Genomic DNA, 26,821 nt, shown 5'->3' with positions numbered 1-26,821 from the left:
CGAGCGCACCTTTGCATGGTTCGGAAGATGCCGGCGCCTCTCCAAAGACTTCGAACGCTCTGCCGCTACCGAGCTCGCTTGGCTGCTCGCCGCCCATCTAAGGCTCCTAATTCGCCGTCTAGCCAGACCTTGATAGCGTCCACGCGCTTTTTGAGTCAGGCTCTGAGGAGCCGCCGTCACATTCCAGGACTGCGAGCGCCGTGAAGCGAATCCAGAATCTCTCGCGGCGGCAGTCTGGATTGCTTCGTCGCTTCGCTCCTCGCTGACGGCAGAGAGGGCAAGCGCGGTTGCTTACGCCTTCTCCACTCCGCACCACTCCGCGATGAACAGCGCCATTGCCTTGGTGGTCTTCTTCAGCGACTCCAGCTCGACAAACTCGTTGAAGCCGTGCATTTCGCCGCCGCTCGCGCCGAAGCACAGGCTCGGGATGCCATGATTGAGGCCGTAGAAGCGGGTATCGGTGAGTGCGGTGAAGACGAGGTCCTCGACTGCGCCACCGTAGACCTTATTGAAGGCCTTGCCGAACGCGGCCTCGGGTGCGGCGGCGTCAGTCAGTTCATACCCCTCCGACAGGAAGCCCGACCATTCGATCTCCGGCGGGTTGTTGGCGAGGAAGCGGTGGTTGCGCGCAGCGGCCGCGACGCATGCCAAAATCTCCTTCTGGTGCTCGGCGATCGACCAGCCCGGCAACACGGCAATCCGGCAGTCGACGTCGCACCAGGCCGGCACGCTGGAGGCCCAATCGCCGCCCTTGATGATGCCGGGATTGAAATTGATGGGATGGTTGAGCGTCCTGAAGTGACGATCGGCTTTGGCGCGCTCGTTCCATTCGATCTCGAGTTTTTGCAGGGCCTGGATCAAATGATAGGCCGCCATGATTGCGTTCGCGCCGGAACCGGCGAAGGCAACGTGGGTCGGATGGCCCTTCACGCGCAGGCGAAACCAGATCACGCCAACCTGAGAGCGCACCATCTTGCCGCCGGTCGGCTCCGGAATGAAACAGGCATCGGCGCGGTAGCCGCGCTGAAGCGTCGAGAGCGCGCCGACGCCCGTGCTCTCCTCCTCGATCACGGACTGGAAGTGGATCCGGGCCGTAGGCTTCAAGCCCGCGGCTTTGATCGCATCCAGCGCGTAGAGCGCACCGATCGTGCCCGACTTCATGTCGCAGGCACCCCGGCCAAACATCTTGCCGTCCTTGATGACGGGCGAGAACGGCGGCGTATCCCACAATTCCAGCGGACCTGCCGGCACCACGTCGCAATGCCCCTGGAGGATCAGCGATTTTCCAACGTTCGTTTGCGGACGGTAGGTGCCAACCACCGAACGCGCTTTCGAAAAATCATGCTCGATCGGGCCAAAACCGCGCAGATCCTTGAGGTCGTCGATATTGATGTGCCAGTCGTCGATCTCATAGCCGCGTTCGCGCAGGAGGTCGCCGATCATGTCCTGGCACGGTCCCTCCGCCCCGCGGGTCGAGGGGATCGCGACGAAATCGCGGGTGGTCGCAAGCTGGGCTTCGAAGCCGGCGTCGACGGCGTCAAGAATCCTCTGCTGCGTCTCGGCATTCATCAGGCAACTCCAATCGGGCGTTCAGATCATCGATGGAGCGCAAGCTAGCCGATTTCAGCCGTTCGGGTACTCTACAAAATAAGCATCCCGCAATGCATCTTCGAGCAGCCGGCCTTCGAAGTAGCCATTCAATGTCGCAGGCCGGGTGACGCCATCGAGCAGACGCGGACACGGCTCGGGCGCGCCGAGCACCGTGCGCACCGGGATGCGCTCGGCATAGATCGGGAGTTCGTAGTCCTCATCGTCATCGGCCACGCCCTTGGCACGGATCTTGGCCGAGGCCTCCTCGATCTCCATCGCGATGAAGGAGGTCGCCTTGGTCTCCTGCGCGGTGCTCTGACGCAGGCCCGCGGTGCGGCCCGGGAAGAAGCGGTCGACCATCGCGATCACCGCGCGCTCTTTCTCCTCGTGGTCGGTGACGAGGTAGGCGGTGCCGAACGCCATCACCGCCCGGTAATCGGCGGAGTGATTGAAGCCGCAGCGCGCCAGCACGAGACTGTCGAGATGAGCGACCGTCAGGCAGACGCGCTCGCCCCTGGTCTGGTTGCGCAGCATGCGGCTGGCGCTGCTCCCATGCCAGTACAGCTTCGTTCCTTCGCGCCAGAAGAAGGTCGGCGTGCAATAGGGCTGACCGTCGATCACATAGGACACGTGGCATAGCATCGAGGAGTCCAGGATGCGGTGAACGGTCGCGTGATCGTAGAAGCCGCGGTCGTGACGGCGCTTCACCTGGTTGCGCGCTGACGTCGGATAGGAGTCTGAGTTTTCAACCCGGCTCACGGCCGCACCTCCGAGATTGGAACAATTCGGAAGAGTTGTAGCCGTGGATTTGGTCTGCGATAGTGCCAATTCCATGCGAAAAATTCCGACCAATTCTCCCTCGCCGGCCAAGGCCGAGTTGCCGCTCGACCTCACCGGTCCGCACGTCACGGCCGGCGCCTCCGCGGCGCACCGGCTCTACCAGGCGCTGTGCGAGATGATCGTCTCCGGTCTCGTCAGGCCCGGCGAGCCATTGCCGCCCTCACGGACACTGGCGCAGCAGACCGGCTTCCGCCGCAACGCCGTCGTCACTGCCTATGAGCGGCTGATCGCCGACGGTTTTGCCGAGGCAGCCGTCGGCTCCGGCACCTTCGTCGCCGCGCGCATCCCTGCACGAGCAGCCGAGGCGAACAAACCCAAGGCGGTTGTCGAAGCGCCGCAGCATGGCGCGTTCGCGCTCGGCTGCACCCATATCGACGAGCGCGCCGTGCAGCGCTTCCGCGCCTTCGTGGGCCGTCGCATGCGCGCATTCGGATCCGAGCATCTGCATTATGGCGATCCCCGCGGCAGTCGCGAGCTGCGTGCGGCAATCGCCGATCACCTGCTCTCGGCGCGAGGGCTGCGCTGCGACCCCGATCAGATCATGCTCACGTCCGGCACGCTGCATGCGCTGCGCATCGTGCTGAGCGCGATCCTCAAGCCGGGCGACCAGGTCTGGTGCGAGGACCCCGGCTATCCGATCGCGCGCCAGACGATCGGACATTGCGGATATCGCACCGTACCCATTCCGGTCGACGCGTACGGGCTGCACGTGGCCAAAGGTCGTTCGGCGGCACCGTCTGCGCGCGCGGCCTATGTCACGCCGTCGCACCAGTTTCCGCTGGGCGTCCAGATGTCGATGCCACGGCGGCTCGAACTGCTGGACTGGGCAAAGCAGGCCGGTGCCTTCGTGTTGGAGGACGATTACGACAGCGAGTTCCGCTATGACGGCGCGCCGCTGATGTCGCTCGCCGGCATCGATCACCTCCAGCGCGTGATCTACCTGGGCACCTTCGCCAAGACCTTGTTTCCGGGCCTGCGCATCGGCTATTGCGCGCTGCCCGAGCGCCTGATCGCGGACGTGACGGCTGCACGGGCTGCGCTCGACCGCTTTCCCGGCACGCTGATGGAAGGCGCGGTGGCCGACATGCTCAATTCCGGCGCCTTCGCCGCGAACCTGAAGCGGGTGCGCAAGCTCTATCGCGAGGCGCGTGATGCGCTGGCGGAGACATTGGAAGCGAAATCGGACGGGGCGCTATCCGTGCCGGTGCCGTCGCAAGGGTTGCATCTTGTCGCACGGTTCAATCCCCCGGTCGATCCGTCGCGCGCGGCCGAGGCCAAGCGGGCGGCCGGCGCGGAAGGTTGGCTCCTGGCCGACACCTATTCACTCGCGCGTCCCCTGCCCGGTTTCGTGCTTGGATTTTCAGGGCATACGGTTCCGCAACTGATGGCCTCTGCCGAACGGCTGGCGCGCGAGTCGCGCGCTATCTTGTGCGCGAGGAGCTCAGCCCGGCAGGCGTAACGAAGCTTCACCTATCAGAATCGCCTCCGGCTCCCTAGATTGCGGCATCGACGCCGGACTTCAAATCATGCTGCTACACCGCGCGACCTGCCTTTCGCTCCTGATGTCCCTCGCGCTCGCCTCCACGGCGCGCGCAACAATGGTCGGCCGCGAACAGGACATCGTGGATCTCAAGCTCGGCCAGCGCGTGCAAGTGGATGACGGAACTTGCCCCGCCGGACAGGTCAAGGAAGTGCGCGGCGCGCGGATGACCGACAAAGGCGTTTCACGGACCAGCACCTGCGTGCCACGATACGGTCCGAAAACCAAATAATCTGAACGTCACTTCGCCGGATCGAACATGCACTGCAAGGTCGGCTTGGCGATTTTGGTGAAGGTCGGGCCGATTTCGCCTTGCTTGGACGTCGGCACCCAGTCGGTCTCGATCGTCGGCACGCCGGTCTCGCTGATGCCGCGCAGCAGCGCCTCACGCAAGTCGCGGTCCTCGACGACGGCAGCGGCATGGTCGTGCAGGCAACCGCAGACCTCCTCCGGGTGCTCCCAGCGCCCGAGCATGCGCGGCGCACACTGACGCACGAATTCGGCACGGGAATCCGGCAGCCTGGAGGGAGCACGCACCTGCGCCGCAGCGGCGCTGAGCGTCAGAACGGACATGAACGCTGCGGCGCAGAAACGAGCAATCATGATGGCCTTTTGCCGGCAATTTTTCTTGTTGGCGATCAGAAGCGCGTGGCGACCACGATCGGCTGCGGTGCCGTGATCGTCAGTGGCGAACCGGTGTACTGGAAGGTGCCGACACCGGGAAGACTGCCATCGGGCGAGCCCGCGAACGAGGAACCGGCAAGCACGAAGCCGAAGGCAAGGATGAAGCTGAGCGCGCGCATGGTCTTGTCTCCGAATCGGTGGCCGGCGGTGCCGTCGTTGTGAAGCTGATAACCATGGGTGGTTTCGTGCGTGATGCGCCAAAAGCGGAAAATGGTTTCATCTTTCGTGAGAATTGTTTCGTCGTGTCCGGCACGACGAAACATTCGCCGGAAAATGCCAATCTTTTCAGGGGGGCGCGCCACGGCCCAAAGTAGCCTGACAAATTCCCGCTCGAGCTCGGAACGCGCCTCCACGCGGTCGGGGACGCTTCAGCTGCGACCTCCATCGAAATCGCGACTCCGGGATCACCGGGCGCGTTCACGTGAGGGACGCCATCATGATGGCGGCAGATCGCGCTCGACGCGCGAGACGGACCAGCGGATGGGCCGCGGAGACAACGACCCGTTCGCAACAGCGCGACGTCAGCTGGCGAAATGGCGCTGCAAGCCAAGCGCGACCTTGAAGCCGCGCCGCAGACATTCGCGCCGCTGACTGGCTCGCATCTTGCAGGACCTCGCAGTCGTCAGTGAGTGAAGAACTCACCGCACTTCTGGACGCTTGCGTCCGCTGGTCCCCACGGCATGATCGGCACGGTCGACGTCGAGTTCTTTGGTGAGCCCTCGATCAGCTTGTCCGAATAGACCATGTAGACCAGCACGTTGCGCTTGGCGTCACAGCCGCGCACGATCTGCATCTTCTTGAAGAACAGTGAGCGGCGCTGGCGGAACATGTCGTCACCTTGCTCCATCTTGTTCTTGAACTTGATCGGGCCGACCTGGCGACAGGCCAGCGAGATGTCCGAGACCTCCTCGGCAAGGCCGAGCCAGCCCTTGAAGCCGCCCTTCTCCGGCACCGTGAAGTGACAGGCGACGCCCTCGACCTCGGGGTCGTCGAGGCCGTAAGTCGCGAGCTTGTCGTTCGGGCTCATCCATTTGAATACAGTCGAGCGGCGGAAGATCAGATCGGGCTCGTCGGCAGCAAGGGCGGGCGCCGCCCAAATCGTCAGAGCCAGGAGGAATAAAGCGAGGCCCTTCAAACGGATGCCGAAAAGACCGTGGAAACGAGATGACATGAAGTTCTCCGGTAACAAGTCCCCGCAATGTAGGCATCAGGCGGCCGGTCAGGAAGACGAGCGGCCAGTCGGCACGGCCGCCGTTTACCGCTCTGTGAGGCTTTTTTGCTACGCGTTGAACAAAAGTAACTGACGGCAGAACCACCTTGAGGGTGAACGCGTATCCCCTTTGCGAGACTAACGTCTGATTTGGATTATGGATTCGAGGATGAACAGCGTGAACGGGTCCGGTTTTGCTGCCAAGCCAACGCGAATTTGGCAAATCGCCATTTTGACGGCGGCGGGTGCGATCGGGACGGCAAGCCAGGCTGACGCAGCGTTTTATTATTGGACGGATTATTCCGACGGGTCCTATTACGCCCGGCAGGATCGGCCTCCCGAAATACCGCGCCAGAAGCCGCCGAAGCGCGGCACGGCGGGCAAGAAGGAGATCGTCGCCGAGAAAGAAGCCGGCACCAAGCCACAAGGACCGCTCGTCATCGTCGTCTCGATCGACCGGCAGAAGGTGACGGTCTACGACAGCAAGGGCGTGTTCGCGGAATCCCCGGTGTCGACAGGCATGAAGGGCCATTCGACGCCGATGGGTGTGTTCAGCGTCATCCAGAAGCACAAATTCCACCATTCCAACATCTACAGCGGCGCCCCGATGCCGTACATGCAGCGGATCACCTGGTCTGGCGTCGCCATGCATGCCGGCGTGCTGCCGGGCTATCCGGCCTCGCATGGCTGCATCCGCATGCCGATGGCGTTCGCGGTGAAGATGTGGAACTGGACCAGGATGGGCGCGCGCGTGATCGTCGCGCCCGGCCAGATGTCGCCGCAAAGCTTTTCGCATCCGCTGCTCGCCTCGGTGCGCGTAGCGCCGCAGCCCGCCGCCAGCCTCGCGCCGCAGATCAACACCAGCGACAATGCCGATAAGGGCGGGGCGCAAACCAAAGTCAACGAAGCCAGGCCGGCCGAGACGAAGACCGCGAGCGCAGACAGCGTGCTCGAGCTGCGCGCCTCCGTCGGCCACACCGTGATGTCGGATGTGACCACCGGCAATGCGCCCGCCCGCGAGGAAGCGGCTGCGCTCGCCGACAAGATCACGACCGAGATCGCCGAGGCATCTGACGCGGCCAAGCCGCAGTCCGAAAAAACCGCCAAGCCCGCGAACATGGACGCGAAGCCGATTGAGGCCGCGGAAGCGCCCAAGGCTTCGACAGTGACCGACGACAAGAGCGCTGCCAAGACCGAAGCTGCCGATTCCCGGAAGAAGCCTGATGCTCCGGCACTCGCCACCTCGGCCGACGTGGAGAAGGACGAGACCCGCGTTGCCGATCCGGCACCTGCGGCGAAGCCGGACGCGCCGCGGCGGGCCGGCCAGATCGCCGTCTTCATCAGCCGCAAGGATTCCAAGCTCTACGTGCGACAGAACTTTGCGCCGTTGTTCGAGGTGCCCGTCGCGATCGCCCCGAGCGACCGGCCCCTCGGTACACACGTCTTCACAGCCGAAGTCGATAAGACCGATTCCAACGCGCTGCGTTGGTCGGTGGTGTCGCTGCCGATCTCGGTCCGCGCCGCTGCGCGCGATGACGACGGACGCGTGTCACGCCGCCAGCGTGGCGCTGCCGTGGTTCCCGTTGCCGCAAAGCCGGTCGTCACACCGGACAGCCCGACTGAAGCCCTCGACCGCATCTCAATTCCGGCCGACACCATGGCGAAGATCAACGAGATGCTGACATCAGGTGGCTCGATCATCGTGTCCGACCAGGGCATCAACCAGGGGGAGACCGGCGAAGGCACGGACTTCATCGTCCGCCTTTACTAGCGCCTTCACTAGAGAGCGTTTTGAGCGAAGTGGATACCGCTTCGCGCAAAGCAAACGCGCCAAACGTCTAGCGCCTCGCCGCGACCGATAACGCGGTGTTGACGAGTGAGGTTGCAGCGGCGAAGTAACATGCACCCCGGATCATTTCGGGGACGGCGTCATGATGAACCGCAGGACCATGCTCGCCGCGCTTGCAGGCGCACTCGTGCCAATGAAGCGCGCGTTTGCCGACGGCGGCATGAGCCGGATCTCGGCCTATGCCTTCTCCTTCCCCGCGTTGTCCGGCGAGGACATCCGCCTTGCCGCGTACACCGGCAAGCCGCTGCTGGTGGTGAACACCGCTTCGCTCTGCGGCTACACCCCGCAATATGCAGGCCTCCAGGAGCTCTGGGACGAGTTTCGCGAGCGCGGGCTCACCGTGATCGGCGTGCCTTCCAACGATTTCGGTGGCCAGGAGCCCGGCGGCGCCAGCGAAATCTCCGAGACGGCGCACCACCAATACGGCGTTTCCTTCCCGATCACAGCCAAGTCCGTTGTGATCGGATCGAAAGCGCACCCCTTCTACAAATGGGCCGCCGACGCACGGCCGCGAGAGGTTCCGAAGTGGAACTTCCACAAATATCTGATCGGCCGTGACGGCTATATCGCCGAGGTCTTTGCGTCCGCCGTCGCGCCGACCGATACGCGGGTCAAAACGGCCATTGCCAAGGCGCTGGCCGACAGTTGACGCGAGTTGCGCCCCATCCGGTTGGGCACAATTGTGGCGGGGCATCAAACAGCCGTTGCAATGGCGAGGGCCCACCCTCTAGGCTAGGATGGTTTGGGGCAGGACGGTTTGCCGCAGAAAAAGCCGCGGCGGAACAACGGGATCAATCTCGAGGACAACACCATGCGTGTGGCGGCAGGACTGATTTTGGCAAGCGCGATGTCTCTGGGCATGACCGGCGCGGCATGGTCGCAGACCGCCGCAAAACCCGCGGCCACCACCCAAGGAGCACCGGCGATACCGGCAGCTTCCGCGCCGGCGGCTGCGCCGGCACCCGCTCCCGCAGTAGCTGCCGCGCCAGCGGGCTTCGTTAACCCGCCGCCACCGAAACAGGCGCCGCAGCCGGCGCGTGCAGCCTGCAGCACGCCGGGCGCGCTCGGTGTCGCCCGCACCGTCGAGATCGACACCACCGGCGGCCCCGGCTTCGGCTTCGAGCATTTCAAGGAGCTCGACTTCCTGCGCGACCACGAGGTGGTGCTGACCTTCGACGACGGCCCCTGGCCCAAGAACACGCCCGCCGTGCTGAAGGCACTCGCCGACGAGTGCACCACCGGCATCTTCTTCTCCATCGGCAAGCACGCGACCTACGAGCCGGAGATCCTGAAGCAGGTCTATGCGGCCGGCCATACCGTGGGCAGCCACACCTGGTCGCATGCCAACCTCAACAACAAGAAGCTCAACGAAGCGCAGCGCAAGGAAGAGATCGAGAAGGGCCTATCCGCGGTGAAATGGGCGCTCGGCGGCATCTCGCCTTCGCCTTTCTTCCGCTTCCCGGCGCTCCAGCATCCGCCGGAGATGGTCACCTATCTCGGCAACCGCAACATCGGAATTTTCTCCTGCGACATCGATTCGTTCGACTTCAAAGCCTCCAAGCCTGAGAAGGTGGTCGAGACCGTGATGAAGAAGCTCGACACCAAGGGCAAGGGCATCATCCTGATGCACGACTTCCAGAAGCACACGGCGGAGGCCCTGCCCGAGCTGCTCAAGCGCCTGAAGGCGGGCGGCTACAAGGTGGTAGCGATGCGCGCCAAATTCCCGGCATCGACGCTGCCCGAATACGACCAGGAGCTGCTCAAGGACGTCAAGCTGCCGACGGTGAGCCAGCGCCCGGTCAATTCCGTGGTGACGACCGTTTCCGAATAGACGGCCATTGTCTTTTCGCATCGAAGGCTACGTCATCGTCTCGGCGGACGGCATGCTCGCTGACGCCGCGCATGTGATGCCGGACAGTCTGAAGTTCGAAGGCGACAAGCTGTTCTTCGAGCAGGCGCTCGATCGCGCCGCGCTGATCGTGCACGGCCGCAACTCGCACGAGCAGCAGCCGAACTCGCCGAAGCGCAAGCGACTGATCCTGACCCGCAAGACCAGGGCGCTGACCGTCGACCCTGAAATGCCGAACGCGACATTGTGGAATCCGGGTCACGCCAGCTTCGCGGAAGCTTGCGCCTTCGCCAACGTCGCATCCGGCACGGTCGCGATCATCGGCGGCCCGATGGTGTTCGACATGTTCATGGACCGCTACGACACGTTCTGGCTGTCCGAGGCGCCGCATGTGCGACTGCCCGGCGGCGAAGGCTGTTTTGGCGGCGTGCCCCAGCGGACGCCGCACGAGGTGCTCGCCTCGCACGGAATGAAGCCCAGCGCGCCGTATCTGCTCGACGCGGCACATGATGTCGCCGTCACGCCGTGGCGGCGGGGATAGCGCAAGATCAAGGTGCGCATCGCCGCCAGTCCGCTGTGAGCCGCCGAAGCCAGCCGCCCGTCCTCAGGCAACGTCAATCGCCGCGGCCCGTGCCCCGTCGTCGCGCACGCTCCCGCGTCCCCGGCAGGTCCGGCGATGGCTCAATGTGCCGAGAGTTTCAACAATCCCGAAATCGGCCTGCGCGGCAGATTCTCGTGCGCCAGTTGGAGTCAGAGAGAGCAGTGCCGAAGGGCGACGGTGCGGCGGAGTTACGACGTTCCTCATCCCGAGCCTGTTTAATGCGGCGTGAACCGGCGAGGCCAAAACTCCTTCCCACACGAGCGAAAAATTAGAGCTTCTCTGTTATGCAGATCGCATGTGGCGACTTCATTCCGCTTTCTGGCATACGCCCGGCCCCTCATTAAGGACAAAGAGACCATGAGTTCGATTTTTGCCTCCCTCTCCTGCCGCAAGTTTCTCGGCGCTATCGCGGTCCTGGTCTCGCTGACCTTTCTGTCAGTGATGTCGCCGTCATCGGCCTACGCGATCGACCTGCCGACCGACGACGAGCAGGACGTGCTGGTCCGCACGACGCTGATGACCTTCAACGACGCCAACATCACCGGGAACTACTCGGTCCTGCTTGCCAAGGGCTCGAGGCAGTTCCAGGAACAAATGACGCCCGAGAAGCTGGCGGCCGCGTTCGAATCCTTCCGCAGCAAGAAGCTGTTCTTCGAAGGGATCGTCACCGACGATTACGAAGCACAGCAGAAACCCAAGCTCGATTCGGAAGGTGCGCTCGTTCTCGCCGGCGAGTTCAAGAACGACGAGGTCCGGGTCAAGTACAGGCTGCGTTTTGCCCAGAACGACAATGCCTGGAAGATCATCGGCATCGACGTCGATGCCAAGAAACCCTGACAAGAAACCCCGACAAGAAGCCGAGACGGGGAATCCTGAGCCAGCGAGCCGGCGCGGCTGCCAAGAGGAGGCTGCTTCCATGTCGACAAGCGATACTCCATCGACACCCAAACCCTTTTGGCGCCGTGGCCTCGCCGGCTTTCTCGACTTCCTGACGGTGTTCTTCGTCGGCGGCTATTCCATCGGCGCCGCCACCGGCGAGACGACGAAGGACGGTTTCAGCCTGCACGGCGCATCTGCTCTTGTGCTGTTTGCCCTGATCACCCTGTACTTCTATCTTGGCTGGAAGGTGCTGGGTGGCACGTTCTGGCAGCGCATCCTTGGGGCGCGTTAGAGCATGATCCGGAAAAGTGCGAAGCGGTTTTCCGAAAAAAATAATGCTTAAACGACAACCTAAGCGCGGCGATGACTCATCCCAATCTCATCACGCTTTTAGGTGCGGGTTGGCGTCAGCGTAATCCACCCTACAGCACCGCGCGGAGCGGCGGTCATACCCTGCCTACACGTCCCCGTAGGCCGCTTCGGCCGGACGTGTGGTTCGGCCGTAGCCGATGATCATGCACAGTGCGCCGATGATCGACAGGTTCTTCAGCGCGTCGATCACCACCTTGGCGTTGTCGGGCGGCGCCTGGTTCCAGAAGTCATCGAACAGCACGGTCGCGACCGCAATGTAGATGATCAGCAGCATCGCGAAGAATCGCGCGCCGAAATTCAACGCAATCATCAGCCCGGCGATGACCTCAAGTCCTCCGACCGCGATCGCCAGCAATTGCGGCGTCGTCATGGCGGTAGCGGTCTCGACCTGCTTGGCGTAAGGCGCAATCATATCGGGCACCATGATCTTGGTGGCGATGAAGTCCGCCGTCGCCTGAATGGCGAACAGCTTGGACGCGCCCGTGTAGATGAACAGTACGGCGAACAGGATCCGCCCGAAAGTCACGAACGCTGGCATGATCGGCCTCTTGGCAAGAGCGCTAAGCACGGGATGCGCGAGGATTATGCAGAGTCCGCTTGCGGTTTTCAAACAGGGAAATGGAGAGCTGCGAGGAATTCAAAATAAGCCGCGCGACCGGTGCCCCTTCTCCCCTTGTCGGAGAAAGATGTGCATCTTTCGCGCAGATCGACCCTTACGTAAACAACGTCGGCTGCTGCCTCGCGGCGCGCTCCTGCGCTTCGACCACCGCGACCGCCGTCATGTTAAGGATGCCACGTGCGGTCACCGAGGGCGTGAGGATATGCGCCGGCCGTGCCGGGCCGATCAGGATCGGGCCGACCGGGAGCGCGTCCGCCAGCGACTTGATCATCTGGTAGGCGACGTTGGCGGTATCCAGGCTTGGCATGATCAGGATGTTGGCCTCGCCCTCGAGCTTGGAGTGCGGCAGCACCATTTTCCGCGCAGCAGCTGAAAGCGCGGTGTCGCCCTGCATCTCGCCGTCGGCCTCGATCTCGGGATGCTTCTCCTTCAGAAGCTGGGTCGCCCGGCGCATCTTGCGCGAGGAGTCGGTATCGTAACTGCCGAAATCCGAATGCGAGACGAAGGCGATCTTCGGCTTGATGTTGAAACGCTGTACGTGGACCGCCGCGAGCGAAGCGATCTCGGCAAGCTCTTCCGCGCTCGGATTTGGGCGTACCTGCGTATCCGCGATAAAAAATGCGCCCTTGCTGGTGATCAGCAGTGCCAGCGCGGCGTAGTCGCTGACGCCGGCTGAGAAGCCGATGATCTCGCGGACATGGCGCAGATGACTCATATAGCGACCCTCGACGCCGCAGAGCATGGCGTCGGCCTCCCCGCGCACCACCGCAAGTGCCGCGATCACCGTGTTATTGGTGCGCACCACCGTGCGCGCTGCGTCGGGCGTCACACCGCGGCGGCCGGCGACCTCGACATAGGACTGCACATAGGAACGGTAGCGTGGATCGTCCTCAGGATTGATGAGGTCGAAATCCTTGCCGGCCTTGATCGACAGGCCGAACCGCTTGATGCGTGCCTCCACCACCGAGGGGCGGCCGACCAGGATCGGCCGCGCCAGCTTCTCCTCCAGCACCACCTGGGTGGCGCGCAGCACACGCTCGTCCTCGCCCTCGGCGTAGATCACGCGCACCGGCTGAGTCTTGGCCTTGGCGAACATCGGCTTCATGACGAGGCCGGAGCGGAAGGCGAAGCGCTCGAGCAACGCGGTGTATTCATCGAAATTGATGATGGGCCGCGTTGCGACGCCCGATTGCATCGCCGCCTTCGCCACCGCCGGCGCGATCCGCAAGATTAACCGCGGATCGAACGGGCTCGGGATCAGGGAGCCCGGGCCAAAACCCTGCGTCTCGCCGGTGTCAAAACCCTGCGCGACTGCATCCGACGGCGCCTCGCGCGCGAGCTGCGCGATCGCCTCGACTGCGGCGTGCTTCATCTCCTCGTTGATGGCGCTGGCGCCGACGTCGAGCGCGCCGCGGAAGATGAAGGGAAAGCACAGGACGTTGTTGACCTGGTTCGGATAGTCGGAGCGGCCGGTGCAGATCATGGCGTCGGGGCGCACCTTGCGCGCCTCCTCCGGCATGATCTCCGGCACGGGATTGGCGAGCGCCATGATCAACGGCTTGTCGGCCATCGCCTCGGCCATCTCCGGCTTGAGCACGCCGGGCGCGGACAGGCCGATGAAGATGTCCGCGCCGCCGATGACGTCGGCGAGCGTGCGCTTGTCGGTCTTCTGCGCATAGACCGCCTTCCAGCGGTCCATCGAGGTGTTGCGGCCCTCGTGCACGAGGCCGTCGATGTCGCAGACCCAGATGTTCTTGCGCTGCGCTCCCATCGACACCAGGAGATTCAGCGTCGCGATTGCCGCGGCCCCTGCTCCCGAGGCCACGATCTTGACGTCGGACAGTTTCTTGCCGTTCAACCTGAGGCCGTTGGTGATGGCGGCAGCGACGATGATGGCGGTGCCGTGCTGGTCGTCATGGAAGACCGGGATCTTCATGCGCTCCTTCAAGCGCGCTTCGATCTCGAAGCATTCCGGCCCGCGGATGTCTTCCAGATTGATGCCGCCGAAGGTTGGCTCGAGCGCCGCCACGGTCTCGACCACGCGGTCGATGGTGTCGGCGGCGATCTCGATGTCGAACACGTCGATGCCGGCGAATTTCTTGAACAGGACCGCCTTGCCCTCCATCACCGGCTTGGAGGCCAGCGGGCCGATATTGCCGAGGCCGAGCACGGCGGTGCCGTTCGAGACAACGGCGACCAGATTGGCGCGGGTGGTGAGCGAGGCGGCCTCGGCGGGATTCTTGGCGATCTCGGTGCAGGCGGCGGCGACGCCCGGAGAATAGGCCAGCGCGAGATCGCGCTGGTTGGCAAGCGGCTTGCTCGCCTGGATCTCAAGCTTTCCGGGCCGCGGCAGACGGTGATAGGCGAGCGCCGCCTGGTGGAGATCATCAGAATAGGACGACATGCGGTGTCTCGCCTCGCGTTACCGGCCTCAAAATGCATCACCGGGAGCGGCCGCCCAATGCGGACGTTATTTCCGGGTCATGGAAACGGGATGAAGCACGGCAGCCGCCCCGGTGGCAACATCCGATTGCGACCCCATCAACAGGACGCGTGGTCAAATGCTTGAAAACCATAGCTTTCCCTGGACCGCGCGGCGTTTCGCGAATATGGCAGGTTGCGCGGTGCAAAACCAGCAACTGGAGCAAGGAAATGAAGGGAATCCTGATCGGCCTGATCGCACTCGCCGTGCTCGGCGCGGGCGGATCGTTCGGCTTCAACCTCTATGCAAAATATCGCGCTACCACCGAGGTCGAGGCCGCCTTCGAGCAGATCCGCAAGCAAGGCGGCAAGGCGAGCTACGGCAAGATCGAATTCGACGTGATGAGCCGGACACTGAGGGTCGATGATATAGCGGTGACTCCCGGCAACGAGTCCCAGGCGCAGATCAAGATCGCCGGCATCAAGGGCACCGGCGTCCGCCTGCTCGACCAGAGCAGCTTTTCGGCCGACAACATCGACGTCACGGGTTTCGAAGTCGCGCTCAACCAGGTCGGCCCCGCGAAGCTGAACGCATCCTATAAGATCCCGCAACTCACCCTGCGTGACTATGCCGGCCCCCTTCACGCCGGGAATGTGCCGACGGGTGGCTCCGTGAGCGATATCTACCGCTATGTGCTCGGTCAATACGCACGCGTGACAGCATCGTCAGTCACGGCTCCGGCGCTGACGATGAGCTTCGATGCGAGCGGCAGCGCCGCCGGCAGCGGCGAGGTCGCCTATTCCGGCCTGGCCATCCAGAATCTCAAGCACGGCAAGTTCGATGCGATGAAGGCGGACCGCGCTGTTTTCACCATCGACGTGCCGCAGCCGGGCAAGCAGGACAAGCTGACCGGCGACCTCTCCAACATCATCGTCAACGAATTCGATGCGACCGCGATCGCCGCGGTACTCGACCCAGACAAGACCGGCGACGACGGCTACTACCGCGTCTACCGGCAAATCTCCGCCGGCCCTTATGTGCTCAAATCGACCCAGGGCATGCGGATGGACATCGACGGGATCACCTTCGAGGACGTCGCGGCGCAGCCGTCAAAATTCCGGCCGGCCGAGATCGTTGCGCTCATGCCGACAGACCGGTCGGTCCTCCCGACATCCGCGCAATCGCGCGAGATGATGGAGAAGCTCGCCGGGTTCTATGATGGCCTCCGTATCGGCAAAATCCAGGTCGGCAAGACGTCGATCAGCATGCCGCAAGGCACCGCGAGGATCAACGCCGTCAGATATCGGGGTGGCGAATTCGCGATCGAAGGCGTCGATACGCCGACCCCGCAGGGGCAGTTCAAGATGGAGCGCTTCGCGCTGAAATCCTTCAGCGCGGCAAACCTGATGCGCTGGGCGGCAGGCTTCAGCAATCACGGGCAGGCACCCTCGCCCGATCAGGTGCTGGGCCTGTTCCGCGTGCTGGAAGGCGCCGAGATCAAGGGCGTGGTGGCGCCCGACAAGAACACCAAAAGGCTGATCACGATCGATACGATGACACTGGAGTGGGGACAGCTGATTGGCTCGATCCCGAGCAAGGCGCACCTGATTGCGAAATTCGTCACGCCCACCGATCCATCCGACCCAAAACAACTTCCATTGGTTCTCAGCGGGATCGACAAGCTCGCGATCGATCTCGATCTCGGCGCCGCGTGGACAGAGTCGTCCAACAGCTTCAATTTGACGCCCGCGACGCTCGACATCGGAGGGATCGCCAGCGCGCAATTGCGCATCACGCTTAGCAATGTGCCACGCGAGCTGTTTTCGGCTGACCCCGCTCAGTTCATGGGTCGGGCCGCCCAGGTCGAGGCTGTCGCGCTCGAGTTCTCGGTCCGCGACAATGGTTTCGTCGATTCCGCGGTGACGCAGAATGCACGGGGACGAAATGTCAGCCGCGACGAGGCGCGCCGGACATTCGTCGACAGCGTCAGGGCGTACCGAGCGGATGTCGCCGCCGCCAATCCGGAGGCGGGCACGGCGGTGGACGCGATCGCGAGCTTTGTCGAGACGCCAGGCCAGACGCTCGTCATCAAGGTCACGCCGCGCACGAAGGTGCCGCTGATGCAATTGATGCAGCTCTTCAATGCCGACCCGGAGGGCACGCTGGCGCAGTTCAAGATCGAAGCGTCGACGGGGCTGTAGGGAGAGCTGGTTGGTCTCGTGTCCCGGACGCGCTGCGGCACGCAATGACGCTGTGCAGAGCCGGACCCAGAAAGCTATGTCTGCCGAGAGATGGGCCCCCAGCTCAGCCGCGCACCACTGCGTGCTGCGCTGCGTCCGGGCAAGAGACCAGCTCATTTCTGCGGCAGGTTCACCCGGATATGCAACTCGCGCAGCTGCTTGGTGGTGGCCTCCGACGGCGCGCCCATCAGGAGGTCCATGGCCTGCTGGTTCATCGGGAACAGCGAGATCTCGCGCAAGTTCGTGGTGCCACAGAGCAGCATCACGATGCGGTCGACGCCCGCGGCCATGCCGCCATGCGGCGGGGCGCCGTATTGGAAGGCGCGGTACATGCCGCCGAACCGTTCGACCACTTCCTGCTCGCCGTAACCGGCAATCTCGAACGCCTTCACCATTGCTTCCGGCACGTGGTTGCGGATGCCGCCCGAGGCGATCTCGTAGCCATTGCAGGTGATGTCGTACTGGAACGCCTTGATGGTCAGCGGGTCCTGGCCCTTCAGCGCGTCGAGGCCGCCCTGCGGCATCGAGAACGGGTTGTGCGAGAAGTCGACCTTCTTGTCGTCCTCGTTGTACTCGTACATCGGGAAGTCGACGATCCAGGCGAGCTCGAACCGCTCCTTGTCCGTGAGGTTCAGCTCCTCGCCAACCTTGTTGCGGGCAAGACCCGAAAACTTCCAGAACTTGTCGGGATCACCGGCGACGAAAAAGGCGGCATCGCCTTCCTTCACGCCGAGCTGCGCTCGGATCGCGGCGGTGCGTTCGGGACCGATGTTGTTCGCGAGAGGACCGGCGCCCTCGCCGCCCTCGCGCCACATGATGTAGCCGAGGCCGGGCTGGCCTTCGCCTTGCGCCCAGGAATTCATGCGATCGCAAAACGCACGGCTGCCGCCGCCCGGTGCCGGAATTGCCCAGACCTGGTTCTTGGGATCTTCGAGCATGCGCGCAAAGACTTTGAAGCCGGAGCCGCGGAAATGTCCGGAGACGTCCTGCATCTCGATGGGGTTGCGCAGGTCCGGCTTGTCGCTGCCGTATTTGCGCAAGGCTTCGGCGAACGGAATCCGGCGCCAGCCCTTTGTCACCGGCTTGCCCTTGGCAAATTCCTCGAAAACGCCGGTGATGACCGGCTCCATCGCGGCGAACACGTCGTCCTGCGTGACGAAGCTCATCTCGACGTCGAGCTGGTAGAACTCGCCGGGCAGACGGTCGGCACGCGGGTCCTCATCGCGGAAGCAGGGCGCAATCTGGAAGTAACGGTCGAAGCCGCTCATCATCAGCAGCTGCTTGTATTGCTGCGGCGCCTGCGGCAGCGCGTAGAATTTTCCCGGATGAATGCGCGAGGGCACCAGGAAGTCGCGCGCGCCCTCCGGTGAGGACGCGGTCAGGATCGGGGTGTTGAATTCGAAGAAACCCTGCTCCTTCATGCGACATCGCATGGAGTCAATGATCGACACGCGCGTCATGATGTTCTGGTGTAGCTTCTCGCGGCGCAGATCGAGGAAGCGGTACTTCAGGCGTATGTCTTCAGGATATTCCTGGTCGCCGAACACCGGCAGCGGCAGGTCGCCGGCCGGACCCAGCACCTCGATCTCGCTGACGTAAACTTCGATCTTGCCAGTCGGCAGATCGTCATTGTCGGTACCTTCGGGGCGGCGGCGGGCCTTGCCGTCCATCCGCACCACGAATTCCGAACGCAGCTTCTCGGCCAGCGAGAATGCCGGCGAATCCGGGTCGACCACACACTGGGTCAGACCGTAATGGTCGCGCAGATCGATGAACAGCACGCCGCCATGGTCGCGAACGCGATGGACCCAGCCCGAGAGGCGAACCGTTTCGCCGATGTTGCTCTCGCGGAGCGCGCCGCATGTATGTGACCGGTAGCGATGCATGGTCGTCCCAAATTCAATCTCGGAGGAAGCGAATCGAACGGCCTGTAACGGCCGGTCCGAAGTTGCGGCAGGGTTTACCCGACGAGGCCCAAAGCGGCAACCAAGGGAACGGCCTGATTCGGACCAGATGCGCCCATTTTTGGCTTATCTGGGGTCCAACCTTTGCCATCAGGCGTTCCAACCCTATCTTGAGCTCATGACGGTTCATTTCCCCTTCCAGAACTCCTATGCAGCGCTGCCGGACAGCTTCTTCGCCCGCGTCGCGCCGACCCCCGTGGCGGCGCCCCGGCTGATCAAGCTGAACCGGCCGCTGGCGGTCCAGCTCGGGCTCGACCCTGATATGCTGGAGACCCCGGAAGGCGCCGAAATCCTGGCCGGCAAGACGGTTCCCGTGGGCGCCGATCCCATCGCTATGGCCTATGCCGGCCACCAGTTCGGGCATTTCGTGCCCCAGCTCGGCGACGGCCGCGCTATCCTGCTCGGCGAGGTCATCGACAAAGACGGCATCCGCCGCGACATCCAGCTCAAGGGAAGCGGCCCAACCCCGTTCTCCCGCCGCGGCGACGGCCGTGCCGCGCTCGGGCCGGTCTTGCGCGAATACATCGTCAGCGAGGCGATGTTCGCGCTCGGCATTCCGACCACGCGCTCGCTCGCCGCGGTCGTCACCGGCGAGCATGTAATCCGCGAGACCGCCCTGCCCGGCGCGGTGCTGACGCGCGTCGCCTCCAGCCATATCCGCGTCGGCACCTTCCAGTTCTTTGCCGTCCGCCGCGACACCGAGGCCATCCGCCGGCTCGCCGACCACGTCATCACCCGTCATTACCCGGATTTGCTTCAAGCGGAGCGGCCCCATCACGCGCTGCTCGCAGCCGTCGTTGCGCGGCAGGCTGAGCTCATCGCGCGCTGGCTCCTGGTCGGCTTCATCCATGGCGTGATGAACACCGACAACACGTCCATTTCCGGCGAGACCATCGACTACGGCCCCTGCGCCTTCATGGATGCCTACAATCCCGCGCAGGTGTTTTCCTCGATCGACGAGATGGGCCGCTACGCCTACGCCAACCAGCCGCGCATTGGCTTGTGGAATCTGACCCGGCTCGCCGAATGCCTGCTGCCGCTGTTCTCAGACGAGCAGGAAAAGGCGGTCGCCGAAGCCCAGGACATTCTCGGCGCCTTCGCCGAGACGTTCAGTGCGGCCTATCAGGCCGGCCTGCGCAGGAAGATCGGCCTGTTCACGGAGCGCGACGGCGACGAGGCGCTGATCCAGGACCTGCTCGATGCCATGGCGAAGAACCAGGCGGACTTCACCCTCACCTTCCGCAAGCTCTGCGATGCCGCAGGCGACGGAGGCGCAGACGTGCGCGCGCAGTTCATGGAGCCCGCGGCGTTTGACGAATGGGCCGGACGCTGGCGCGAGCGCATCGCGCTCGAGCCGCAGAGCGCGGCCGAGCGGCAAGCCGCCATGCACGCCGTGAACCCGATGTTCATCCCGCGCAACCACCGCGTCGAAGCCGTGATCCAGGCCGCCGTCAACAACGACGATTACGCCCCGTTCGAAGAATTGGTGAAGGTGCTGGCCAAGCCCTACGAGGACCAGCCGGAGTATGCGGCTTATGCCGATCCGCCGCTGCCGGACCAGCGGGTGCTGCAGACTTTTTGTGGCACCTAACTCCCCCTGATCATCCGGACAAAGATTGTTCGTGGAGCTGAACTCGCCTGACGTAGCTGGGTAGGGTGGATTAGCCGGAGGCGTAATCCACCTCTTCTCTCAACCAGCGGAAAGTAGATTGGTGGATTACGCTTCGCTAATCCATCCTACCGGCTGCCGCTGCCGCGAGCATCACGCCCGCTCGCCGAACTCGCCCGCGATCTTGACGTCGCCGCCCCAATCCTCTGGAAACAAACCGGCGCGGACATCACGGTGAAGCGACGAGTACGGCCAGTCGCACACCTTCGAGACATGACCGTGCTTGATGGGATTGTAATAGCAATACTCGACATGACGCGCGTAGTCGGTCTCGTCACGGATGAGATGCTCCGGTACCGGCGTTGCCAGATGCCGCGCTCGTTCCGAGCGGCACGAAAAGCGCTCAGCGGCTCATTCGCAGGGAGTGCCTTGGCAAAACGTGTCTTGATCAACCGCCAGCGCGCCGAGAAATTGGCGTCGCCCCCGGCGGAAGCTTCCAGATCGCGTGCAGATGATCCGGCGGACCACAAACGCGTCGATCTCGAATGGATGGCTTTGGCGCGTTGCTGCCACGGCGCCGCGTAAGATGTTGATCTTGTCTATCAGAGTAAGATGTTGATCTTGTCTATCAGAAGAGCCTTCCGCCGATCGAGCAGGTTCACCGCGAAGAACCAGCATCCTCCCGAGACGAATGCGGCGATAGTTGGACATGGATCATCGATAGCACAACTTGAAGTTGGCTCACAGTGGTGGATTACACCTTCGGCTAATCCACCCTACCACGTCGCCACTTGTGGACGCGGGAACCGCTGTCATCAAACTGAAACACTGGCGCTCTAACCGCCTGTCAGGGCCGTCTTGCCGGAGGCGTCCATCCTCCAACAGTCCCGACACAGCGCGCCATGTCCTTCAAATTCATCCATCTCACTGACACGCATCTCGCGAATCCGGGGCAAAAGCTCTATGGCCTCGACCCGCGCGCCCGGCTGGATGCCGCGATTGTCGACATCAACAAGCATCAGTCGGACGCTGCGTTTGCTGTGGTGACCGGCGACCTCACCCATTGGGGCGAGCCGGAGTCCTACGCCAATTTCGCCGACGCCATGGCTGCGCTGAAAATCCCGTACGTTGCCATGGTCGGCAATCACGACCGCCGCGACGCTTGCCTCGACCGCCTTCGGTCCGCGCCGCGCGATCAGAACGGCTTCGTGCAGGGCACGCGGACGACCGAGCACGGCCTGTTCGTCTTCCTGGACACGCTGGACGAGACCAGCCATGCCGGCGAGATGTGCGGCAAGCGCCTCGGCTGGCTCGCAAGCACGCTGGCCGCCGCGCCGGCCGACATGCCGTTCGTGGTGTTCATGCATCATCCGCCCTTCCCGGTCGGCGTACTCGCAATGGACGAGATCGCGCTGAAGCAGAGCGCCGAATTCGCCGAGGTGATCGCGCCTTACCGTTCGCGCATCCGCCACCTCTTCTTCGGCCATGTGCACCGGCCGATCTTCGGCAGCTACGGCAAGACTCCCTTCTCCACGCTGCGCGGCACCAACCACCAGGTCTGGTTCGAGCTGAATGCCAACGCGCCGCATTTGGCGAGCCACGAGCCGCCGGCCTACGGCGTGGTGCTGATCGACGATGAGAACCTGGTCGTGCACAGCCACGACTTCCTCGACCAAAGCCCACGCTTCCCTTTCGCCGCGCCAGCGGGAATCGGTGACCGCGACTATGCGCTCAACTTCCTGGCCCGGTGAGATGAGCCTCGCTGAACCCGCGGCTCTCCCGCGCGCGACCTCGGCGGCACCGCGTCTGCATGTCCTGAAACGCTTCACCGCCGGCTTCACGGCGTCGCTGCCGGCCTATCTGCTGCTGCTCCCCTCGCTGGTCTTCCTGGCGCTGTTCACCTATGGCGCGATGGGCCGCGTGCTTATCGATGCGCTCTATCAGCGCACGACGCCGAAAGCGCCCGTGCGCTTCATCGGCCTCGACAATGTCAGCGCGGTGCTTGCCGACCCCGCCTTCACCGGCGCGGTCGTCAACAATCTCATTTACGCAGTCGGCACAGCGATCCCGAGCATCGGCCTCGCGCTCTTGTTTGCACTCGCGCTCTCGCGCACCAGCGCAGTGACCAGCGCGCTCCGCGCCGCGCTATTCCTGCCGGTGCTGATCCCGATGGTCGCAGCCTCCGCGCTGTTCCTGTTCATCTTCCTGCCCAATGTCGGCCTGCTCGATTCTTACATCGGCCGGCTACTTCCGGTGCTGCCGAACTGGCTGGGCGATCCCGACATCGCGCTATCAGCGATCATGGTGATCACGATCTGGAAGAACGCCGGCTATCACATGCTGTTCTTCCTCGCGGGCCTGCAGGCGGTGCCGGAGGACGTCATGGAGGCCGCCCATCTCGACGGCGCCGGTCCGTTCCAGCGCCTGCGCTACATCATCCTGCCGGAGCTCAAGCCCACCTTCCTGTTCGTCACCGTGATCGCGACGCTGAATGCGGTGACGCAAGTCGACCACGTCTTCGTCCTGACCCAGGGTGGCCCGTCCAACTCGACCAATCTCGTGCTGTTCTACATCTATCAGCAGGCCGTCGAGCATTATGACGTCGGCAAGGCGTCGGCGGCGACGCTGCTGACGCTGGCAGCGTTGATGGGCCTCACCGCGCTTTCGTTCCGGACGCTGGCGGACCGCGAGAGCGGCCCATGAATTTGATCGGCCGTCTGTTCAGGGATGCTCCGCTCGCCACCCGTCGCGAGATCACGCCAAAGCTCGGTTTCGTACTGACCGTGCTGCTCGCACTGGTCTGGCTGATCCCGTTCGTCTGGATGGGCGTGGCGACCCTGCGCCCGGCCTCCGATGGCATCAACCTCATGGCCGAGCTGATGCCGAGCCTGAAGCCGACGCTCGACAACGTCAGGGATGCCTGGGAGATCGGCGACTTCCCGCGCTACACCCTCAACACCACAATCATCTGCACCGGGATCCTGCTGGTGCAGTTCGTCACGATCACGCTGGCGGGCTTTGCTTTTGCCCGCCTCGCCTTCGCCGGCAAGACGCTGATCTTCTACCTGTTCCTGATGCAGCTGATGCTGGTGCCGGTGCTGCTGATCGTGCCCAATTTAAGCCTGATCGCGCAGCTCGGCCTCTACGACACGCTCACTGGCGTGATGATGCCTTTCTTTGCCTCTGCCTTCGGCACCTTCCTGATGCGGCAAGCCTTCGAGGCCATTCCAAGCGAGCTGGAGGATGCCGCCCTGATCGACGGCGCCGGCCTATTCCAGCGCATCCGCCACATCTACGTGCCGCTGTCGCTGCCGAGCTTCTCAGCCTTCGCCATCATCTCCGTGACCAGCCACTGGAACGACTTCCTGTGGCCGCTGATGGTGATCAACTCGCCGGACAAGCGGCCGCTCACGGTCGGGCTCTCCGTCTTCACCAAGACGGCCGAGGGCACGCAGGCCTGGGGCACCATCGCCGCGGGAACGCTGATGGTGATCGCACCGCTGTTCGTGACCTTCCTGATCTTCCAGAAGCGCTTCATCAGCTCTTTCGTCACCTCAGGCATCAAATAGGAGATTTTCCGATGCTGTTCCCCCGCAGGCTCATGCTCGGCCTTGCCATTGCAGGCACATTGGCTGGCGCCCTCGCCTTTCCAGCCCTTGCCGGCGAAGGCCCGACCGAGATCGATTTGTTCTTCCCCGTCCCGGTCGACGGCAAGCTCGCCCGCGACATGGGGACCTTGATGAAGGAGTTCAATGAGACCCACCCCGAGGTCAAGGCGACCGCGGTCTACACCGGTTCCTACGACGACACGCTGATCAAGACGCGCGCGGCGATCAAGGCCGGCAAGCCGCCGTCAGCCGTGATCATGTCGGCCAACTTCCTGCTCGACATGCAGATCGAGAACGAGCTTACCAATCTCGACCCCCTGATCGCCGCCGACGGCACCACCAAGGAAAAGTTCTTGGGCCAGTTCTTCCCGGCGCTGCAGGGCAACGCGGTGATCAACCGCTCGGTCTACGGCGTGCCCTTCCACAACTCGACGCCGCTGCTCTACATCAATGCCGATCAGGCCAAGGAGGCCGGCCTCGATCCGAACAAGCCGCCGCAGACCTGGGCCGAGCTTACCGAATGGGCCAAGAAGCTCACCAAGCGCGAGGGTGACAAGGTCATGCGCTGGGGCATCGCCATTCCATGCGCCTATGATTATTGCGGCTGGATGATGGAAACGCTCACGATGTCCAACGGCGGGCGCTACTACAACGAGGAGTTTGGCGGCGAAGTCTATTACGACACGCCTTCGATGCTCGGTGCGCTCACCTGGTGGAACGACCTCATCTTTAAGCACAAGGTGCATGCGCCCGGCGCGACGCCCGGCCCGGCCGTCAGCACCTCCTTCATTTCCGGCAATGCCGCGATGATGATGCTCTCGACGGGGTCGCTGACCTATGTGCGCGACAACGCCAAGTTCAGCTACAAGGTCGCCTTCATTCCTCGCAACGTCCGCAATGCCGTGCCGATCGGCGGCGCATCGCTGATCATTCCGCCAGGGCTCGAAGCCGACAAGCAGAAGGCCGCCTGGACGCTGATCAAGTGGATGACCTCGCCCGAGAAGAGCGGTTGGTGGAGCCGCGCCACCGGCTATTTCGCGCCCAATATGGCTGCCTACAAGACGCCCGACATGGTCGACTTCCTGAACAAGAACCCGGACGCCAAGACCGCCGTCGAACAGCTCGACGTCGCAAAGCCGTGGTTTGCCACCTACAAGACCGTGCCGGTGCGCAAGAACCTCGAGGACGAGGTGATGCTGGTCCTCAACGGCAAGAAGCAGCCGAAGGACGCCCTCACCGCCGCTCAGAAAGCCGCCGACGAGACGCTCAAGCCGTACAACGCTGAGACGTCGCTGAAACTGCCGTAAGGCCGGCAACTCATCGCGCGAACAAGCTTCGGCGCGCCGTCATGCGGGGGCGCCGAATGCGTTTCGACGGGCCCCGCCCGTTAACGCCTTGTCCACCATCCGGCCCGCCCCGCGGCCGGTAACCACGAGAATTAACAGACCCTCAATTCGTCCCGGACAAGTTTAGCAATGTTTCTGAGGGGTTTTCACCGTGGACCTGTTGGTATTCGAGTTCCTGGGACTGGCTCTGGTCGGCATGTGCGTGCTTGTGGTGGCACTGCCATGCGTCCGGAAATCCTCGCAACGGGTCCGCTACGAATAGGATTTTTGTCGGAAAAGGCGATTCCGGCCCAAATGCAAGGCTCGAATTCGCATCGAGCCCCTTGACATCACTGCACTTTCGGCAGAACGGCTGATGGTCTCGTCATGGGCCGTTCATGGATTTGATTACCACCACCGCTGACCTTGCGGCTGCCTGCAGCCGGCTGGCCAAGCACCCCGTCATCACCGTCGATACCGAGTTCCTGCGCGAAACCACCTATTACCCGCTGTTGTGCGTGGTGCAGATGGCGAGCGCCGAGGAAGCTGTCGTCATCGACGCCCTGGCCGAGGGCATCGACCTCAAGCCGTTCTTCGAGCTGATGGGCAACGAGGCCGTGCTGAAGGTCTTCCACGCCGCTCGCCAGGACATCGAGATCATCTGGCACCAGGCCGGCATCATTCCCCACCCGGTGTTCGACACCCAGGTCGCGGCCATGGTGCTCGGCTATGGCGACAGCATTGCGTACGACCAACTGGTCGAGAAGGTTACCGGGCACCGCCCGGACAAGACCCATCGCTTCACCGACTGGTCACGCCGGCCGCTCTCCAAGGAGCAGATGCATTACGCGGTCTCCGACGTCACCCACTTGCGCGACGTGTTCGCGGCGCTCGATGCCGACCTGAAGAAGCGCCGCCGCAGCGAATGGGTCTCCATCGAGATGGAGGTTTTGACCTCGCCCAGAACCTACGACTTCCACCCCGAGCGCGCCTGGGAGCGGCTGAAGACCCGGGTGCGCAAGCCGAAGGACCTCGCGGTGCTGATGGAGGTGGCGGCCTGGCGCGAGCAGGAGGCGCAGAGCCGCGACGTGCCGCGCGGCCGCGTGCTGCGCGATGAAGCGGTCAGCGACATCGCAACGCATGCGCCGACTACGCTTGAGAAGCTCGCCCATCTGCGCTCGGTGCCGAAGGGGTTTGAGAAATCCAAATGGGGCGCGGACATCGTCGCGGCCGTCGAGCGCGGACTGGCGCGGGATTTCTCGACGCTGCCGAAGCTGGAGAAGCCGCGCAACAATTCCAATGGAGCGGCCATCGTCGAATTGTTGAAGGTGCTGCTGCGCATGACCGCCGAGCGCCATGCCGTCGCCAGCAAGGTGATCGCCACCGTCGACGATCTCGAAGAGATCGCAGCCAGTGACGAGGCCGACGTGCCGGCTTTGCGTGGCTGGCGCCGCGAGCTGTTCGGCGATGCCGCGCTGAAACTGAAGCGGGGCGAGCTGGCGCTCGCAATCGAAAAAGGCCGCGTGATCGGGGTGCAGCGGGCGTAGGCCCGCGAAGGCCTGTGGCTGGCGCTCTGCCAGCCGCGTCGTCAGTGCGAGCCAACGGGTCCGCGCGAAGCGC

At 63.5% G+C, this 26,821-nt stretch carries 24 protein-coding genes and 1 pseudogene; 16 read left to right on the top strand and 9 right to left on the bottom strand.

Annotated elements, in window-relative coordinates; translation table 11 throughout:
• Positions 1 to 133 (top strand): annotated as a pseudogene (locus IVA78_RS34180) (IS5/IS1182 family transposase); the annotation flags it as partial.
• A gap of 158 nt (positions 134 to 291) precedes the next feature.
• Here IVA78_RS34180 and IVA78_RS34175 read toward each other — a convergent pair.
• Complete coding sequence (locus IVA78_RS34175; RefSeq protein WP_247281557.1) at positions 292 to 1,569, bottom strand: ArgE/DapE family deacylase; 1,278 nt, start codon at positions 1,567 to 1,569, stop codon at positions 292 to 294.
• Between the two features lie 54 nt (positions 1,570 to 1,623).
• Entirely contained in the window at positions 1,624 to 2,349 is a 726-nt protein-coding gene (locus tag IVA78_RS34170) for a pyridoxamine 5'-phosphate oxidase family protein (RefSeq protein WP_247281558.1), read from the bottom strand.
• Between the two features lie 73 nt (positions 2,350 to 2,422).
• Here IVA78_RS34170 and IVA78_RS34165 point away from each other — a divergent pair, with 73 nt between their 5' ends.
• Both IVA78_RS34165 and IVA78_RS34160 read left to right on the top strand, forming a co-directional pair.
• Complete coding sequence (locus IVA78_RS34165; protein WP_247281559.1) at positions 2,423 to 3,889, top strand: PLP-dependent aminotransferase family protein; 1,467 nt, start codon at positions 2,423 to 2,425, stop codon at positions 3,887 to 3,889.
• A 67-nt stretch (positions 3,890 to 3,956) separates the two neighbouring features.
• Positions 3,957 to 4,202: a DUF6719 family protein gene (locus IVA78_RS34160; RefSeq protein ID WP_247281560.1), complete on the top strand. Its 246-nt coding sequence runs from the start codon at positions 3,957 to 3,959 to the stop codon at positions 4,200 to 4,202.
• 8 nt (positions 4,203 to 4,210) lie between these two features.
• On the opposite strand, the gene IVA78_RS34155 is transcribed toward IVA78_RS34160, so the two are convergent.
• The 3 genes from IVA78_RS34155 to IVA78_RS34145 all read right to left on the bottom strand — a co-directional run bounded on the left by IVA78_RS34155 (position 4,211) and on the right by IVA78_RS34145 (position 5,825).
• Positions 4,211 to 4,573: a hypothetical protein gene (locus IVA78_RS34155; RefSeq protein ID WP_247281561.1), complete on the bottom strand. Its 363-nt coding sequence runs from the start codon at positions 4,571 to 4,573 to the stop codon at positions 4,211 to 4,213.
• A gap of 35 nt (positions 4,574 to 4,608) precedes the next feature.
• Positions 4,609 to 5,007 (bottom strand): hypothetical protein, encoded by a 399-nt coding sequence (locus IVA78_RS34150; RefSeq protein WP_247281562.1) that lies wholly within the window; start codon positions 5,005 to 5,007, stop codon positions 4,609 to 4,611.
• 269 nt (positions 5,008 to 5,276) lie between these two features.
• Positions 5,277 to 5,825, bottom strand: coding sequence for a CreA family protein (locus tag IVA78_RS34145; protein ID WP_247281563.1), 549 nt, complete (start codon positions 5,823 to 5,825; stop codon positions 5,277 to 5,279).
• Positions 5,826 to 6,033: 208 nt separating this feature from the next.
• On the opposite strand from IVA78_RS34145, the gene IVA78_RS34140 reads away from it, so the two are divergent.
• The 6 genes from IVA78_RS34140 to IVA78_RS34115 all read left to right on the top strand — a co-directional run bounded on the left by IVA78_RS34140 (position 6,034) and on the right by IVA78_RS34115 (position 11,334).
• The gene (locus IVA78_RS34140) at positions 6,034 to 7,635 is read left to right on the top strand and encodes a L,D-transpeptidase (protein ID WP_247281564.1); all 1,602 of its coding nucleotides are present in this window, start codon (positions 6,034 to 6,036) and stop codon (positions 7,633 to 7,635) included.
• 160 nt (positions 7,636 to 7,795) lie between these two features.
• Positions 7,796 to 8,362 (top strand): glutathione peroxidase, encoded by a 567-nt coding sequence (locus IVA78_RS34135; RefSeq protein WP_247281565.1) that lies wholly within the window; start codon positions 7,796 to 7,798, stop codon positions 8,360 to 8,362.
• A 162-nt stretch (positions 8,363 to 8,524) separates the two neighbouring features.
• Positions 8,525 to 9,544: a polysaccharide deacetylase family protein gene (locus IVA78_RS34130; protein WP_247281566.1), complete on the top strand. Its 1,020-nt coding sequence runs from the start codon at positions 8,525 to 8,527 to the stop codon at positions 9,542 to 9,544.
• Between the two features lie 7 nt (positions 9,545 to 9,551).
• Entirely contained in the window at positions 9,552 to 10,103 is a 552-nt protein-coding gene (locus IVA78_RS34125; RefSeq protein WP_247469479.1) for a dihydrofolate reductase, read from the top strand.
• Positions 10,104 to 10,520: 417 nt separating this feature from the next.
• Positions 10,521 to 11,000 carry a hypothetical protein gene (locus IVA78_RS34120; protein WP_247281568.1) on the top strand — a complete coding sequence of 160 codons (480 nt, stop codon included), beginning with the start codon at positions 10,521 to 10,523 and terminating at the stop codon, positions 10,998 to 11,000.
• A gap of 79 nt (positions 11,001 to 11,079) precedes the next feature.
• Positions 11,080 to 11,334 carry a hypothetical protein gene (locus tag IVA78_RS34115; protein ID WP_247281569.1) on the top strand — a complete coding sequence of 85 codons (255 nt, stop codon included), beginning with the start codon at positions 11,080 to 11,082 and terminating at the stop codon, positions 11,332 to 11,334.
• A 165-nt stretch (positions 11,335 to 11,499) separates the two neighbouring features.
• On the opposite strand, the gene IVA78_RS34110 is transcribed toward IVA78_RS34115, so the two are convergent.
• Complete coding sequence (locus tag IVA78_RS34110; protein WP_247281570.1) at positions 11,500 to 11,952, bottom strand: DoxX family membrane protein; 453 nt, start codon at positions 11,950 to 11,952, stop codon at positions 11,500 to 11,502.
• Positions 11,953 to 12,127: 175 nt separating this feature from the next.
• Entirely contained in the window at positions 12,128 to 14,437 is a 2,310-nt protein-coding gene (locus tag IVA78_RS34105; RefSeq protein WP_247281571.1) for an NADP-dependent malic enzyme, read from the bottom strand.
• A 248-nt stretch (positions 14,438 to 14,685) separates the two neighbouring features.
• On the opposite strand from IVA78_RS34105, the gene IVA78_RS34100 reads away from it, so the two are divergent.
• Positions 14,686 to 16,656, top strand: coding sequence for a hypothetical protein (locus IVA78_RS34100; protein WP_247281572.1), 1,971 nt, complete (start codon positions 14,686 to 14,688; stop codon positions 16,654 to 16,656).
• Between the two features lie 152 nt (positions 16,657 to 16,808).
• Here IVA78_RS34100 and aspS read toward each other — a convergent pair whose 3' ends face one another.
• Positions 16,809 to 18,581 (bottom strand): aspartate--tRNA ligase, encoded by a 1,773-nt coding sequence (aspS, locus tag IVA78_RS34095; RefSeq protein WP_247281573.1) that lies wholly within the window; start codon positions 18,579 to 18,581, stop codon positions 16,809 to 16,811.
• Positions 18,582 to 18,777: 196 nt separating this feature from the next.
• Between aspS and IVA78_RS34090 the strand changes: the two genes are divergently transcribed.
• Positions 18,778 to 20,250 carry a protein adenylyltransferase SelO gene (locus IVA78_RS34090; protein ID WP_247449320.1) on the top strand — a complete coding sequence of 491 codons (1,473 nt, stop codon included), beginning with the start codon at positions 18,778 to 18,780 and terminating at the stop codon, positions 20,248 to 20,250.
• Between the two features lie 429 nt (positions 20,251 to 20,679).
• Here IVA78_RS34090 and IVA78_RS34705 read toward each other — a convergent pair whose 3' ends face one another.
• A complete protein-coding gene (locus IVA78_RS34705; protein ID WP_346015594.1) occupies positions 20,680 to 20,979 on the bottom strand; it encodes a hypothetical protein in 300 nt (99 codons plus the stop codon).
• Between the two features lie 191 nt (positions 20,980 to 21,170).
• Here IVA78_RS34705 and IVA78_RS34080 point away from each other — a divergent pair, with 191 nt between their 5' ends.
• The 5 genes from IVA78_RS34080 to rnd all read left to right on the top strand — a co-directional run bounded on the left by IVA78_RS34080 (position 21,171) and on the right by rnd (position 26,748).
• Complete coding sequence (locus IVA78_RS34080; protein WP_247281575.1) at positions 21,171 to 22,019, top strand: phosphodiesterase; 849 nt, start codon at positions 21,171 to 21,173, stop codon at positions 22,017 to 22,019.
• 1 nt (position 22,020) lies between these two features.
• Complete coding sequence (locus IVA78_RS34075; RefSeq protein WP_247281576.1) at positions 22,021 to 22,971, top strand: sugar ABC transporter permease; 951 nt, start codon at positions 22,021 to 22,023, stop codon at positions 22,969 to 22,971.
• Entirely contained in the window at positions 22,968 to 23,837 is an 870-nt protein-coding gene (locus tag IVA78_RS34070) for a carbohydrate ABC transporter permease (RefSeq protein WP_247281577.1), read from the top strand. The genes IVA78_RS34075 and IVA78_RS34070 overlap by 4 nt, the downstream gene beginning before the upstream one ends.
• Before the next feature lie 11 nt (positions 23,838 to 23,848).
• Positions 23,849 to 25,183, top strand: a complete 1,335-nt coding sequence (locus IVA78_RS34065) for an ABC transporter substrate-binding protein (RefSeq protein ID WP_247469476.1) — start codon at positions 23,849 to 23,851, stop codon at positions 25,181 to 25,183.
• Positions 25,184 to 25,599: 416 nt separating this feature from the next.
• Positions 25,600 to 26,748: a ribonuclease D gene (gene rnd / locus IVA78_RS34060; RefSeq protein WP_247281579.1), complete on the top strand. Its 1,149-nt coding sequence runs from the start codon at positions 25,600 to 25,602 to the stop codon at positions 26,746 to 26,748.
• Positions 26,749 to 26,821: the final 73 nt, after the last annotated feature.

This window comes from Bradyrhizobium sp. 137, assembly GCF_023074095.1.
In the GTDB taxonomy this organism is placed as follows: domain Bacteria; phylum Pseudomonadota; class Alphaproteobacteria; order Rhizobiales; family Xanthobacteraceae; genus Bradyrhizobium.
Note: the sequence above shows the minus strand (reverse complement) of the source record. Positions and strands in the feature narration are given on the sequence as shown.